Genomic DNA, 15,818 nt, shown 5'->3' on the forward strand with positions numbered 1-15,818 from the left:
AGGCGTGCCAAATTGGGTGGTTTTGGTATCTGTGGAGGGTGATTTTGTCCCTGGAGGGTGATTTGGTCGTTGGAGGGTGAATTTGTATGGGGTTTTATTAAGTGAGGTGGTGAGGGGTGAGGTTTTCACCCTCCCGGTACAAAATCACCCTCCCGCACTGATTCAGGGTGTGAGTGTTTCGAGAGCGAGTGTTGACGGGGTTAAGAGCGGTGAAACCTTGCAGCGAGAAGTTGTTATTTTTGGTGCCCAAACGGAATTGCTAAATGAAAAATAGCCCTGTATTTCTAAAGGTAGTGGGGATATAGTAGGGTGGTGTATGAGAATATAATTAATGTGGCTTAATCGCTGTTTTCGGGGGAATGGCTGCATTAACTCAGGGAGAGATAATCATGAAAATGGGATCCGCTCACGCAACGGGGCAAAATCGGAAACATCGTGCCCTAAAATTACTGCTTCCTATGTTGGCTTTTGCATTGCTACTAGGGTTCGGCCCACAGGCTGGGGTGAGCTATGCTCAGCCAGAGGGGAACGCAGACCTGGTAGTAAAGCAAACACAACCCGGTGATCCTGGTGTCGCGAACTCTAGTCCCGCGGGAAATGAGGGACAAAACGCTTCCGAGAACGGCACCGAGTCCTCCCCGGGCGGGTCCCAAGCTTCAGGTGGGGAAGCAACCCCAGAGCAGCCCGCAGAACCTAGCGATCCCGCCACTCCGGAATCGCATAAGTTCGACCTGAAGTCTTACCTAAGCGACGCGAAGCTGTTCTACGGTGGTGCAGAACTTGAAAAGGATAAGGATCAGAAATATCAAATTCACCCGGATACCCCATACAAACTGAAACTAGCTTTCGCGGAAACCCCTAAAACTAATGCTGGCAGCGGAAATCAATTCCCCGAGGACGGCAAAACCGAGATGGTTATGCAACTCCCGCAAGAGATATTGGCTGCTTCCACCGATAAAGATGTGGATTTCGCTATCTATGCCGAAAAAGAACCCGTAACTGGGAACAAATTTGGGGTAACAAAAGACAATAAAATTCATGTGAAGTTAGTGAAAAACGATAAACTAAATGCTTCTCAACAGGCAGAATTCTTTGTTACTTTGGATGTAAAGTTCGCCAAAGATGCCGAAAATATTGAGCTGAATAAAAATACCCATATGGATGTGCTGATCTCGAATAATCCGGATCTAGCTATAACTAAGAGTGCGCGGCATGATTTTGCTGCGGGGAAAGTGTTCTACACCCTCACGGTTACCTCTATTGACACTAACGAAAATGTGGTGATTTCTGACCAGATTGCGGGCGATAAAACCGTACTAACTCTGGATAAAAATCCCAAGAGCATTAAGGTTAAGTCCACTAATAAGAAAGCCCCCAAGCCGGGTGTACCAGTCTTTGGTAAAAATGGCTTCAAATTAACTATCCCCAAGATGACTCATGGGGAGCAGGTTACGGTCGAGTATGCTGCTTTTGTCGATTACAGCCAGGTTGATCCGGTAACTGCAGGTACTAAAGAGCAAACCACCAATACGGCAAACGTGCTCTCTGATCAGCTGCCTACCCCCAAGAAAACCGAAAATAACCTAGAACACCAGCTTAAGATCGGAAGTATCGTCAAGAATGCTGGTGCGTATCAAGAAAAAGAAGGCAAACCTGGAGTCTACACCCAACAGTGGACAATAAAGGTTAATGAATACTTGAAGCTGAACGTGCAAGGCTACGTTGTCGAAGACTCCATCCCTGGTGATTATAAGGACATTATGAAGTACTCGGGAGATGGCCTCACCCTGAAGATAAACAAGGGTGAAAAGGATACGGACGGTAAACCTGTGATAGAGGAAAAGAAAATCCCTTGGGAGCAGGTAGGAATCAACGACCTTAAAACCGATACTGCCTGGAAATATAAGCTTCCGGATAACTTGAGTTACGAGATTAGTTACGAAACGACGGTGGATGTCAATGCAAAGATTTTGCCAAAGGCAGTTAGTAACCAAGCTTCTAGTACTAATCCGCAGCGCCCGAATGATCCAGAAAAAGTAACTGCCCCCACCAGCCCCTTGCGGCCTGCCCATGTTTTCAAAGTAGCGAAGAAGGCAATTAGTGCCAACAAAAAGGAAGTTGAGTGGCAGATTGCGGTAACAGTAGTGCCGCAAGGATATAAATCTTTGAAATTAACCGACAACCTGCCGACCGCCAAGAGTAACAATAAAACTTTCCAGGACAAGCTGAAGCTTGAAGAACTCACCAAAAATATTAAGGTTGCAGGCTTACTTAAAGGCGAAAGCTGGAAGTTCGCGAAAGACGAGACCAACCCTGACGGCAGATTCACCATTGAGTTCTTTAAAAATAAAGAACAGACAGAAAAGGGACTTCAGAAGAACACTGATGTAGACGAAGGTGGTAACCCTAAAGAACGCGAGGTTACGGTCACTTTCTTTACCACTAATAACCGAGATTGGGTGGAAGCCTATGAAGCAGGGGATAACAGTCTGTATCGCCATGTAAATATGGTCAAGGCTGAGGCAGACGGTGAGGAGCTTACTACCTCGGCTGAAGCCACCCCGACTTTAGAGAATATCGACAAGACCTTCAATGAAATTACCTATAAAGAAATCGATGGGGTTGATTATCCGCTTTTCCACTATCGGCTACGCCTGGAAGGCCTCGCCAAATGTAACCAGGGTTCTCCCAATACCGAAGATCCATTGTGTAAAGCAGAAACTCTGAAGATCTTTGATGAGTTTGATGCTAGGAAACTGAAACTATCCACTGACCCAAAGCCGGCGATTGAAGGAACAGATAAGCTGCGGGCACAGGAAGAAAATGGCAAGATTGATTTCTTAATCAAAAAATCTGATTTGCCAAAGCAGGGTAAGGGTAAGTATCAGTCGGTTTACTATCTGGAATACTCGCTGATTCCCGCCAATCGAGCGGCATTGAATGAGATAAATAAAGATCCCAACGGTTTGAAAGTAAAGAACAAAGCCACTTGGGGACCGATCACTACCCAAGATGTGGCAGCCGACTATGTGTACGAGCCGCTTACTAAGGAGCTTGCTGAAAAGCCGGTAAGTAGCAATCATTATGAAGCAAAATTCAAAGTCGCTATCAACCCTGGGGCGCTAGATATTGCTAACGGATCCCCGACTGCTAACTTCAAAGACCAGATGACAAATCTGCGCTTGCAGCCGGAAACCTTAGAAATGACCCCGAAAGACTTTAACTATCATCCGGTCTATAAAGACGGAGTGCTCACTATGGCAGTTCCTAATAAGCAGAAAGTGGTGGTCACCTACACTGCCAAAGTGATTGGTAAAGACCTGGTTAACTACGGTAACGAGGTCGAGGTCGGTAAAGATCATGCTGCGGTTAACGGCTCCGTAGCCGTGCAGCTCTCCAGCCTGGGATTGGCTCCTAACCCAGGAATTACTATCCGTAAGCATGATTCACGTGACTTGACCACCAGATTGGAAGGTGCCGAGTTCGAGCTAAACCTGGTGGAGAACGGCAAAGCCCAACCGGTAGTCGGTAAGCTCAGCGCTGATCAGGTACAGGAGGAGCCCCTGCGGTTTACCACCGATGAAAATGGAGAGGTGACCATAAAGGGTGACAAGAAGAAACTTGGCTGGACGCTACTGGTTAGTGACGACAAAAACCCCGAAAAACAGTACGAGTACCAGCTGAAAGAAGTGAAAGCCCCCCAGGGGTACCAGCTGTTAGAAGAACCGATAACTTTCAAAATCACCCGGCATCCCGAGGGAGAAACCCAACAATACGACGGTGCCACTATCTACGTGGCAAACGATCCAGAACCGGGAACCGATATTCCGGGTAATCCGGGTGAGGTGCATAAGCAGTTAGGAAAGACCGGTACGCAAGTTAGCGTAGTACTAGGAGCCATGCTGGCATGTCTCGCCGGAGGATACCTAATCCTACGCCGCCGCGAACAGCGGTAGCAGATTTTCCTCAGCAGGAGGCAGGCAGCGACACCAGGTCGGTAAAAGCGCTCGGGGAACCCCGGTGAGCCTTGCAAAAGTTAAGACAAGGGCAGAATTGGTATCTAGCTAAAGGCGAACGTATCCGATTCAAAAATTAATGGTTGCTAGCGTGTCCCCGTTCGCATCTTTTACCGCCCCGTGTCCCAATGGCGTGCTAACAGCTCCATCTGCGCAATTCGTGATCTGTTTACGCGGGTGACGTAGGTATGAACAGAAAACACGCGGGGGCTAAGTTTTATCCGAGCAGGCGCGGTGGGTATAAGAATTTGAAAATGTCGCTATATTTTCCGAATCCTGGGGCGGGAGGAAAAACCTAGCCCCTGTATGCAGAGCGGATGGCAGCGAGCGCTTTCATTGCCCCGAGGTCGTAGGATATGTCGAGATATCCCCGGTAGGGCGCGGATTACAGGGAGCGTTTTCAGGCGTTTTGTAGTCGGCGGCGTACGAGCACCCCTCCGGTGCTTAGTGCTAAGACTCCCAGCGCCAAGGCGGCGCTAATTTCAGAGCCCGTAGGTGGCAGCGGGGGAGTCTTTCTCGATGGAGGTGGAGTATTTCCTCGCGGGGGAGGAGTCGTGCCAGGCGGGGTGGTACTGCTAGGCGGGGGAGTTGTTCCCGGGGAAGGAGTGGTATCAGAGGGAGGAACCGTGCATTTGTTAGTAATCAGGAAGCCTCCGGTAGCGTTTCCTTGGATTTCGGTGCGGTATCCCTTGATTTCCACCTCGGAAACGGTGTATTCGGCCAGTTTCCCGTCAAGATACTTGGGCAGACCGGTAAATTTGCCTTCCCAAGAGTTAGTGGGATTTAGAGTTAGCTTTTTCCCGGTATCTTTACCGTTTGCCAGTAACTGCACCTCTATTTGAGTGACATCGGGGCAACTCTTATGGGGGTTAGACCATTTCTTGGCCACCGCTATCTCGGTGGCCAAATGGTTTTCCAAGGAGATGGAGTAAATCTTATTTTCCTGGTCTGTGGATTCGCCGGTTACCGCCAGCTGATAGCCCTCCAGCTGTTTACCGTTCTCGTCATGCTCCCTGAAGGTGAACGGCAGTTTCTCGCCGGTCTTGGCGTCAAGTAGGGTATCCGGATTGGGGAAGTCGTTAATTGTTGCGGTCCAGTTATTTTCTTTGCTCAGTTCTACCTGGTCAACCTGGAACCCGCCGACTAGCACGTCTAGGGTTATCTTAGTAGGACGGCTTGCCAGGTCATCACCCTTCCAGGACTTCTTGATAATCAACTTCCATTTCTCGGGGTTACCGAAAAATATTTGACCGTTATTCGCGATTCCCCCACCACTAATACCGACTTGAGTGGCGGCATTATCTTCAATAACTACTCGTGCTAGCTTCTCGGCGAGTTTCTTTGAGTCTTCACTGGGAACCGACTTGAAAGCTTTATTTTCAGTGATTTCCGTGTCGTAAGGAATCGGCTTGTTATCGGCGCCCTCTTTATAACGAGGCAGCTGATTAGGTAGATCCCAGTTAGAGTGAACGCCATAAATAGAACCATCCTGATACCAGAGGCGCTGCCCGCCTCCTAGCATCCGGGGGCTAACGGAAACCGGTTGTCCTTCATGAGGTTCGCCAGCAAAATGCTTGGTGATACTGGCAAAATCATCCCCGGCACCATTGAAACTTTCATATTTAGGGGTATCCTCGGCAGAATTTCCATAAAATGCTACCCCGTTAGTAATGTTTAGCGTGGTCTGCCCAGTGGGGCAGTTCCAGACCCCGCCGCCTTGTTTACTGATGGGGCGATTATTAGCGCCGATTAAAAACGCGTTTTTAACTGTGTTATTCCTGATCAGGGCATTATTGATGGTCAGTTTGGCGGCAGTGTCGTTGTAAATGGCGCCGCCGCCCCAAAACCCTTCGGATTTGTTTTCAGAGAAATAAGCGGCGTTAATTGCGGCTTCCGCCTTACCGCCAAAAGCGATAGCACCCCCGGATTCTCCAGCAGTGTTACCGGTAAAGGAGCCGCCGTTGATGGTTATGCTGCCTCCATCGGTGTCGATAGCTCCGCCCCATCTAGTCGTCTGGTTGTTGCTAAAGTCGCCGCCGTTGATGGTGAGGGTGCCTCCATTGGCTTCGATAGCTCCGCCCCAACCTTTAGCAACGTTGTTATTGACAGTACCTCCAGAAATTTCGGTTTCTGACGTGTCTAAATAGAGGGCTCCGCCATTACCCTTGTATTCCCGGCTAGCCTGGTTTTCATGCAGGTTTCCATTGCTCATCTTGAAGGATCCGTTCTCAAGGGCTAGCGCACCCCCACGTTCCGTGAAATTGTCATGAATATTTCCACCTGAGATGTTCACGTTAGTGTATGCGCCAAATAATGCGCCGCCGTAACCGTTACACCTGGAGTTCTGAACGCTGTTCTCAGAGATTTCGCCGTCCTTAATATTGAGGGTGGCGTGATTGTCTTTGCTGCCCCAAACTCCCAAGGCTCCACCTTCGAAAAAGCCTTGATTGCTTTTAATAGTGCCGCCACTGATTGTGGCCGTCCCGTTGTAGACGGTGATGGGAGCCAACTTTATATTTTTGAAGTCAACACATCGAGTATTGGGATCGTTGATGATCTTATCCTCTGGAGTGATGTTCTTAGAGAATTCGGCAGTGTCGCTCATGGTGAAGCTGCCGCCATCAACGAAAATGACCGGGCCGGCAGGGTCGGAATCGTGAATCGAACCTGCAGTAAAGTTTAAGTCTCCGTTCACCGTGAACTGTACTTTGGTGAAGGAGGGGCCGGCCAGGTTTAGTTTCCCGCCCGGTTTAACTTCCACTGCCGGGGTATTAGTGCCGGTAACTGTGCCCGAGCCCTTCAGAGTGAGCTCTGCGCCCTCCGGAACTACCAACGGTTTTGACTGCTCGCTTAAGGTGAGGGCACCGGTCATCGTCAGATTGTGCTGCCCGGGAGTGAGCTCGCTGGTTTTGCTGATCAGGTCGTCCCAGTCGGTTACGCCTTCGGCGGCTGCCGGACTGGTTGACCCTAGCGCCACGATTAACGCGAGGATGGCGAGAGCAGCTAGGAATTGAAAAATGGAGGGAGCCTTTTTTCTTAGCATATTTTCATTTTAGGTTATGGTCTAGAGTTTGGTGATGGATACAGGGGTGTATATATTCACAGTCGAAGCCGTCTTCGCAGGCGGAAAAATATTATGGTTGCATTAAAAGTGCTTAGCTGAAAGAGTGTTTATTAACAGTTAAGGATTCAAGCAGGCAGCTTTTTCGGAAACCGTTACTTACGGTACAAGTCAGAATTGCCTGGTAGCTGGGATCTGTAAATTAGGTGGTTGATTAACTCGACATCGAGGGAAGGAAATTAGTTGAACTCTGTAATCGTTAAGGTGATGCCACGCAAGTTCGGGGGTATCCTCGTAACCTTGCTGGCGCTAACGCTTACTGCCATGGGGATCGTCGCTGCTGGTCCTACTGCTAGCGCTGCCGATGGGGAGACTAACACTTTTATTGGTTTGCGTTGGCGTACCTATGCTGATACGCCGGGAGAAGCCTGCAATCCAGAGCAGAGGGGAAAGCCAGCGGGAAAGATTGCTTTCTACCTCACCTTCGAAGGGAAAAGCCAGAAAACTGGGAAAACCGAGAATTTTAAGTCCAAATACTTTATTAAGAAGATCAACTACTGCGAAGAGATGAAGATCCCGCTTGGAAAAGAGATGAAAAATATCCGAGGAACCGACACCTACACGGATATTTCAGAACCCAAGCAGGTTCACTGGTATGTAGATGGCGAGGCTTTCCCGGCAAGAGCTAATGGTCCTGCAACCCTAAAGAAAGAAGGGGACATCTACTGGATTTCGCTCGTCCAACAGGCAAACCAGGATGTAAATAATACCAAGCTCACCGGGATGATCGCTCCTTGGCACGAAGGCAAACTCCAGGTAGCGGCCAGCTACGATGTGCAAGAGCAGGGCAAGGCGCGTAAGCATTACGACTCCGAAAACACGAGCGTGCCCCATTTTGAGGGAGTGTTTGATTTTGAGGCTGGGAAGAAATTCTCAATGCTGACCCTGCCTGACCGGGAAGGAGAGAAAGTTCTCCAGTGGCTAACTCCCGCTACCGGCAGGTTTGAAATCTGGAATGAGTATGTGGGCAAGGACAAGGAATTCTTCTTGAAAGCACAGTTCCTGGATCCAGAGGTGGCGGCTGCGCCCTACTATAAGTTAAATGTCACCGGCAATGATCTTGATGGCTGGGAGATTGAGCTGGTATCCAAGCTGCAGAAAAAGGAATACCAGGCTAAGAAAGCTGTCCCCTTTAAGATAGAGCGCCGCGCGAACGCCAAACTGGCGAAGGGCACGGAGCAGATCGTGCAGCAAGGAGTCATGGGGGCGGAAGTGACCCCCACGCTTAGGTACTTCTACCTCGCTGACAATGGTGCTGAACAGCTTGTTAAAGATGAAGCTAACGGAGACACCGTAAAGACCGCGCCTAAAACTCAGATCGTGGAATATGGAACCGCAGAAAAACCTGCAGTAAGACCGAATAAAACCGAGAAAACCGCACCTCGTTTGGAAGAGACCGGTGTAAACAGCTGGTCAGTCTTGGCGGCAAGTATAACTTCGCTAGCCGCAGGAAGTGTCCTGCTGTTGGCACGCCGCCGTAACGGGTAAGACTAGCGTCGGCAGCGGCTAACCGGTGACAAGGTGACAATCTGCTAGTAAAAATATTTCTGCGGGAGGGCAAAAGCCCTCCCGCAGATTTTATTTTCGCTCGGCAACCGGCGCTGTTAATCGGATCTGTACACACCGAGGTGTCTGGTGCGCTAGCGCACTATAGGTAGTGGAAAGTCTGAAAATGATACTTGCAGGACAGAAATAGATTAAAAGCGGCGGAGAAGTCCTGAAATTTAGTAAACTCAGGAATTGGTAAATATATGCAGGTAAATTCCCCTCCTGCGCGGAAATATTTCTCCGGGTTGGCGGCGGAAGATTAAAAGATAAAAAGAGGATTTCGCTTTGGTCAGGTTGCGGGGAAGCAAAGGAGGCTTTCGCCACTCGGCTCGCTCTAACTCTGGGCGAAACAGCTCCTCGCAATACCAAACCGCCTCTACCGGGTACTCCAGTTTCCGCGCGCGTCGGGAAAAGAACGCTAATAGGCGTAATCGGATACGTAAAGCAACGCTGGGAGTGCTCACTGTCCTCAGCCTGGTAATCTGCTATCTAGCATGGCAACATCCGGGAATAACTAAAGCCCAGGTAGATCTCAACGACGGCGGAATTTGGGTAACTAACCAATCCCAGCATCTGGTCGGACACCTTAATTTCCCCGCGCGTACCCTGGACGGTGCCCTGCGCTCCAAAGCTGGACAGTTTGATGTTACCCAGGCGGGTGAAAACGTACATTTCCAGAATCAAGCCGCTAGTGAAGCCGCCAAAATTGATCCCAAGAAAGTACGCCTGGAAACCTCCTCCTCCCTGACAAAAGGGCAACAGATAGCTCAATCCGGGGAAAACTTAGCGATTCTTGATCCCCAAGCTGGTTTACTTTGGAGCGGAAAAGACCTGCTGGGGGTAGAGCGTAACCGGGCTAACGCTAGCGTGCGTTCCCTACGGGGTGCTCAACTGGCAGGTGGGGAAAATGGAACCTTCTTCCTGGCCTCGGCTGCCACAAAACAGCTGATAACAGTGCATAAAGAAGGAAGACTGTGGAAGGACGAACGGGTAAGTATTCCCGAAATTCCGCTTAACGCCAAACTAGAGGTAGCGGGGGTAGGAGACCAGGTGGTTTCCCTCGATAGCGATCAAGGAATCCTCTATTTGCCCAGTGGGAAAAGAATAAAACTGCAGGGTATGCAATTAAAGCTGCAAGAATCTGGTCCCCGAAAACCTTTCGTGCTCCTTTCTGATCAAGATAAAATGCTAAAGGTTGATCTCGTCAGTGGGGAAACTAGAGAGATTCCCTCCGGGGGTAGCAGCGGCACTCCCGCACGCCCGATGGTGAAAGCCCAGTGCGTTTATGGGGCGTGGGCAGGCAGTGGAAAATTCGTGCGGGAATGTTCCGGGAAAGTTTATCGACCATCCCAAGAGTTGCAGCGACTAAAAACTGCACAAAACCCGGTGTTCCGTAAAAACCGTGACTTAGTGGTACTCAATGACACCGCTGATGGAGCGGTATGGTTAGCCGACAGAAACATGGAACTGGTAGACAACTGGAATGAAATCTCCACCATGTTAACGAAACAAGAAGAACGTGAAGATTCCCCCCAGCTGACCGAAGAAATCGCGCAGAAAGATCGACAAAAGGAAAACACGCCGCCCGTAGCCAGGGACGATGTGTTTGGGGCACGGCCAGGAAAGATAACTACCTTACCGGTGCTGGAAAATGATTCTGATACCGATGGGGATTTACTGACTGCCGAAGTAGTGGGACAGGCAGGGCACGGTCAGGTGAAACCGGTACGCGGGGGAGCGGCCTTGCGGATCGAATTGCCCGCCGATGCCTCCGGAACCATAAACTTCACCTACCAGGCAAAAGATGGTAGAGGCGGGGTGGATACCGCCAATGTAACTGTAAACGTCTCCCCGGAGTCGCAAAATAATGCTCCAACCCAAAAGCGGGTACCTACCGTAGTCGTGGAATCGGGTAAACAGATAGAATACAACGCCCTGCCCTCTTTTACTGACCCAGATGGGGATCCGGTGTTCCTAACCGGGGTATCTGCCAGTAGCGAGAACCAAGTCGAATATCGGCAGGAAGGCACCCTGGTAATCCGCAATCAGGGCGGCTCTGTTGGAAAAAAAGAAATAAAAGTACTGGTATCTGATGGTCGTGACGAAATCACCGGGCGGTTGATAGTAGATGTGCGTGCCGCCGGAAATGTGCCACCCGAGGCAAACGGGGATATCGCGTTTGCGCGGGCAGGAAGCACTATCAGTATCCGTCCCTTGGCTAATGACACCGATGCAAATGGAGATCCCCTCACATTAGCGGGAGTCAATATCGAACGAACCGGGCCGCAGGTTACCCCCGATTTGGCAGGGGGAACTTTATCTTTTAAGAGTGAACAAGAAGGTACCTACTATTTGACCTATACCGTGTCTGACGGACCAGCTACCGCTACCGGGGTTATCCGGGTAGATGTCACTTCCGCGGGCAAACGCGGGAAACCGGTAGTAGAAGACGATATGGCGGTATTGCCCGTTGGTGGGCAGGTACTAACCGATGTACTCGCCAATGATGCTGACCCGGCTGGGGAAGTGCTAGTTACCCAAGCGGTAACCGTGGGGGAGTCTTCGCCCCTAAGGGCGACCGTGATGGATCACTCCCTGTTAAATATCACTGCTCCCCGGGGAATCACCAAAGCGGAAACCTTAAAATACCAGGTGTCAAACGGGTATGAGAGCGCCGAAGGGGTAGTTACCGTTATCCCCATGAGGACGCAGTCGGCAACTACACCCCCTAACGCCAAACCTGATGAGGCTAAAGGGCGCGCAGGGGATGTAACCAGCGTGGACGTGCTGGCCAATGACCGCTCTCCGGTGGGGCTCACCCTGAAACTGTCTCCCAAGTTGCAAACCTCAACCCCGGCGGAGGCAGGGAAGTTCTTTGTCACTGGAAACCAGGTACGCTTCTTGGCGAAGAAACCTGGCAAGTATGAAGCTACCTATACGGTGACGGATACTAACCAAAATCAGGCCAGTGCCCGGGTAAGCGTAGAGATAAAACCGGCCAATGCCTCCGATAATGCAGCTCCCGAGCCGCGGGTGGTCACTGGTCGGGCAATTTCCGGGCAAACTATCCGGATACCGGTGGAACTAACCAATATTGATCCCGATGGTGATTCAGTTTCCCTGGTGGGAATCGCGGATGCGCCCAAGATGGGGGTAGTTGATATTGGTCCTAGTTGGCTCAATTATCAGCCAGTAGCTGGGAAAATCGGGACTGATACTTTCAGTTATATCGTGGAAGACCGCTTCGGTAAACAGGGAACCGCCCGGGTGCAGGTAGGGGTGGCTCCCGCCGCTGCCCTTAACCAAAATCCGCAGGCTAATCCGGATGAAGTACGGGTAAGGCCGAATCGCGCCCTCGCACTAGCAGTAACCGCGAACGATACCGATCCTGATGGTGACGGGGTGAATTTGATTGCAGAATCGCTGCAAAGCCCCCGGGATGCTTTGAAGGTTTCTGCACGTCAAAATGCGCTAGTGCTTACTACTCCGAAGAAAGCCGACTCTTATGGGATTCAGTATTCCATCAGTGATGGGAGGGGAGGACAGGATACTTCGATTGCTACGGTGCAGGTAGATCCCCATGCACCTTTGCGGGCTCCCGAGGCCGCTGATGACTTGGTGACCGCGAAAGAGGGGGGAAGGAAAGTTGGCGAACCGATTGTGGTAGACGTCCTCGCTAATGATATTGATCCCGATGGGGATGGTGCTGCCTTGACCGTGAGTTGTCAGCAAAAAGGGGTGACTGTAAGAGGAACCAAGCTGGTGATTCCGGCGCCTTCTAAGCGGCAACTGGTACTCTATAAGGTCACTGACCAGGATGGTTTAAGCGCTAATGCCATAGTTAATGTACCGGGGGTTTCCGAGCAGAAACCCTATATCGACCCCGATAGCGTGCCCATAAAAGCCCAATCCGGAGAAACTCTGACTGTTGATCTAGCCTCTTACGTGGTTACTCGGAAAGCGCGTACCCCGCATATTCATTCCGAAAAAGCTATTACCTTGGGTGCGGGATTTGCTGGCGGAGTGAAAATGTCCGGAGATGACTCCTTCCAAGTAACCATTAGCCCCGAATTTTTTGGAAAAACCTCGCTGGTAATGCAGGTAAGTGACGGGAAAGCTAATGATTCTTCGGCTCTCAGCGCCTCTTTGACCTTGCCAATAGACGTGAAATCTACTAATAATCGTCCTCCGATTTTCACCCCCACTCGCTTAGACGTAGCTGCTGGTGAAGAGGGGATCAGTACTAATCTTGCAGACATGGTGAGCGACCTAGATGGAGATGACCCTGCCAAAATGCGTTATCGCCTGGGGGCAGTTCCGGCTGGGATTAAAGCCTCTCTAAATGGCAGTAGGCTCTCGGTTTCGGCGGATGCCGGTAAAGCCAAGGGTAACGCGGGCAATATTGAAGTCACATTAGAAGATGCATCCGGGCCGACTACCGGAAAAATACCGGTGAGGGTAGTTAGCTCTACCCGTCCTCTAATTCAACTAACGGCGATTGATTTGGAGGGCGAGTCCGGGAAGACCCTCAGTATCGATTTGAATCGTTACGCCACTAATCCCTATCCCGGAAAGCCTTTGAAAACCGTGGGATCGCCCAGTGTGGTACAAGGATCCGGACAGGCTTCCACTTCGGGAACGCGCCTCGATGTTACCCCGGCCGCAACTTTTAAAGGCGATATGGTGGTGTCCTATACCCTGCAAGATGCCTCCGGTGATCCTGACCGTCAAGTAACCGGTACTGCGCGGATTAGGGTAGTGACGGTACCGGATGCTCCCACCGCAGTAACAGCTGTAGTTAAAGAATCTACCACTGCCGCTATTAGCTGGGTTGCTCCTGCAAGCAATGGGGCGCCGATTACCAGTTATAAAGTTACCGATTCGGTTTCGGGCAAATCCGTTTCCTCTACGGCAACCATAGTTGACTTTCCAGGCCTGGAGCCAGGGGAAAAGCATGCTTTTACGGTGATAGCCACCAACCGCGTGGGGGATTCCCGGCCTTCGGGGCCTTCCCCGATGATAACGGTTGAGGTTACTCCCGGTGTTCCCGGAAATCTGCGAGGAAGCGTCGGTAGTAAAGCCGGAACTGCCACCCTCAAATGGGATGCGGCTAGCACTAACGGAGGATCCCCCATAGATCACTATGTGGTGACCATAGATAAGGGCAGTCCTAGGGAGGTTAAAGGTACCACTTTAGAGGTTTCGGAGCTTCCTGGCGGATCTCATATATTCACGGTTTACGCAGTCAATACCAAACCCGGGCCGAGCGATGGCGCTAGTTTTAAAACCTTCAATAAATTCCATGCGGATAAGATATCTGCCACCTTAGAGCGTGCGACACGGGACTTGGCCACAGTTACTTTGACTGGAGTCGCAGCCCCTGCTGGCGATAGTGGGACGTGTGTCGCCGACAGCGTTGATGGCAAACCAGTAGCTGGCGACAACACCTTCAGAATTTCCAATCCGCGGGCAAAAAATGGTTTGGAAGTTAAGTACAGCTGCAATTTTACGTACAATAAGGGAATCTCTGGTTCGGTAAAGGCGAATTTGCCGGCTCAAAAGAATCCCGAGATTATCAGTATGCAAGAGCTGGAGAGCCAAAGATCGGCAACCGGTGCGGTGATAAAAATTGGGGCTAGCGGTTTAGAAACCTGGAATAGCGAATACGTAGAGCTAGCTGTTTCCGGGAAAGAATCGCGGGGCACAACACTGAAGGAAGATCAATATAGCATTCAGTCGCTTGGGCAATCCGGTTGGAGTATTAATCTTAAGAATTTAAATCCGGGAGAGACCTGGACAATCAAGGCCGAGCTCAAATTGAAACCTGAGGGAACCACCGTAAGTTCAGACAGTCTAAAAGTTGTAACTCCCGAACCTAGCCCAGCCCCGTCCCCCTCTGGTTCTCCGGATACTGAATCAGCATCAGCTGTCTCTTACCTGCATAATTGGTTGATCCTTGATCCGTTGATTCCGGTGTCAAAACCGTTATATCCGCAGTTAATCCCGTTGGTAGAGCCACAGGCTTTAACCGGCGGTAACCTCCCCATCTGGCGTGAACCCAACTTACAATTCAGGTGGAGAGCCTCCGACAACTATAAGAACCGCAAACCTAGTCATAGCGGGTGGGAGCTACCTGCCCGGCAAAGCGAAAGGCAGATAGCTCTATGATCCTTAAACAGACAGAAGCCGCCGATTTTTCCGCTCGTTTCGCGCAGATAGCCGAAAATGTTGATCGGGCGATACTTGGTAAGGGGCACCAGGTGCGTTTGGTGTTAGCGGCCTTCTTGGCAGGGGGACACGTTCTTTTAGAGGATGCGCCAGGAACCGGGAAAACCGCCCTGGCTCGTGCCCTTGCGGCCTCCGTCACCGCTTCCCATAGTCGGATTCAGTTCACCCCCGATATGTTGCCTACTGACATTACCGGGGTGACCGTCTATGACCAGAAAACCAAACAGTGGGATTTTCATGCCGGTCCGATTTTCGCCAATATCGTGTTGGCGGATGAAATTAACCGTGCTAGCCCTAAAACCCAGTCGGCACTGCTAGAAGTGATGGAAGAACGACAGGTTAGCGTAGATGGGGTAGTGCATCCGGTAGGTTCGCCGTTCCTGGTGATAGCCACCCAGAACCCGGTGGAACAGGCGGGCACCTATAAACTTCCTGAAGCACAGCTAGATCGCTTCTTGATTAAAGTGTCGCTGGGATATCCTGATCGAGAAACCACGGTGAAGATATTGTCGGGAGCTTCTCAACCTGATCTGTCTAAAGATTTAAATGCGGTGGTAAAGGCAGAAGAAATTACGGCTTTGGGAGAGTTGGGGCTACGCAACTATGTAGATGAGCAGATTACGCGGTATGTGCAGCAGCTGGCGGAAGCAACTCGCTCTGATGATGCCGTTAATCTGGGAGTTTCTACCCGGGCGGCCATCGGGATGATGCGGATGGCGAAAGTCTGGGCTGCTTCCCAAGGGCGGCACTACGTATTGCCGGATGATATAAAGACCCTGGCTGTTCCGGTATGGGCGCATAGGATCATTATGGATGCCGATGCTCTCTTTGAAGGGGCGAGTGCACAAAGCGTAGTCGAGAGGGCGCTCAACGAGGTGCCCCCGCCAGTGGATTCGCAGGCCTAG

The 15,818-nt window shown here is 50.8% G+C and carries 5 protein-coding genes; 4 read left to right on the forward strand and 1 reads right to left on the reverse strand.

All coding sequences use genetic code 11. The annotated features are described in order from the left end of the window. Window positions 1–389: 389 nt before the first annotated feature. Window positions 390–3,956: a SpaA isopeptide-forming pilin-related protein gene (locus EFB02_RS06860; protein WP_122820849.1), complete on the forward strand. Its 3,567-nt coding sequence runs from the start codon at window positions 390–392 to the stop codon at window positions 3,954–3,956. Between the two features lie 460 nt (window positions 3,957–4,416). On the opposite strand, the gene EFB02_RS06865 is transcribed toward EFB02_RS06860, so the two are convergent. Next, window positions 4,417–7,059, reverse strand: a complete 2,643-nt coding sequence (locus EFB02_RS06865; protein ID WP_122820850.1) for a Cna B-type domain-containing protein — start codon at window positions 7,057–7,059, stop codon at window positions 4,417–4,419. 261 nt (window positions 7,060–7,320) lie between these two features. Here EFB02_RS06865 and EFB02_RS06870 point away from each other — a divergent pair, with 261 nt between their 5' ends. From EFB02_RS06870 to EFB02_RS06885, 3 genes are all read left to right on the forward strand, one after another. After that, window positions 7,321–8,625: a G5 domain-containing protein gene (locus EFB02_RS06870; protein ID WP_122820851.1), complete on the forward strand. Its 1,305-nt coding sequence runs from the start codon at window positions 7,321–7,323 to the stop codon at window positions 8,623–8,625. A gap of 345 nt (window positions 8,626–8,970) precedes the next feature. Next, window positions 8,971–14,853 (forward strand): Ig-like domain-containing protein, encoded by a 5,883-nt coding sequence (locus EFB02_RS06880; RefSeq protein ID WP_147471050.1) that lies wholly within the window; start codon window positions 8,971–8,973, stop codon window positions 14,851–14,853. Further along, complete coding sequence (locus EFB02_RS06885; protein ID WP_122820854.1) at window positions 14,850–15,818, forward strand: AAA family ATPase; 969 nt, start codon at window positions 14,850–14,852, stop codon at window positions 15,816–15,818. Before EFB02_RS06880 ends, EFB02_RS06885 begins: the two co-directional genes overlap by 4 nt.

The organism is Varibaculum vaginae, assembly GCF_900604285.1.
GTDB classification, from domain to species: Bacteria; Actinomycetota; Actinomycetes; order Actinomycetales; family Actinomycetaceae; genus Varibaculum; species Varibaculum vaginae.

Bases quoted from the DNA above. Each gene is read 5' to 3' on its own strand.
- EFB02_RS06860 (WP_122820849.1), top strand. From the start codon at position 390: ATGAAAATGGGATCCGCTCACGCAACGGGGCAAAATCGGAAACATCGT.
- EFB02_RS06865 (WP_122820850.1), bottom strand. From the start codon at position 7,059: ATGCTAAGAAAAAAGGCTCCCTCCATTTTTCAATTCCTAGCTGCTCTC.
- EFB02_RS06885 (WP_122820854.1), top strand. From the start codon at position 14,850: ATGATCCTTAAACAGACAGAAGCCGCCGATTTTTCCGCTCGTTTCGCG.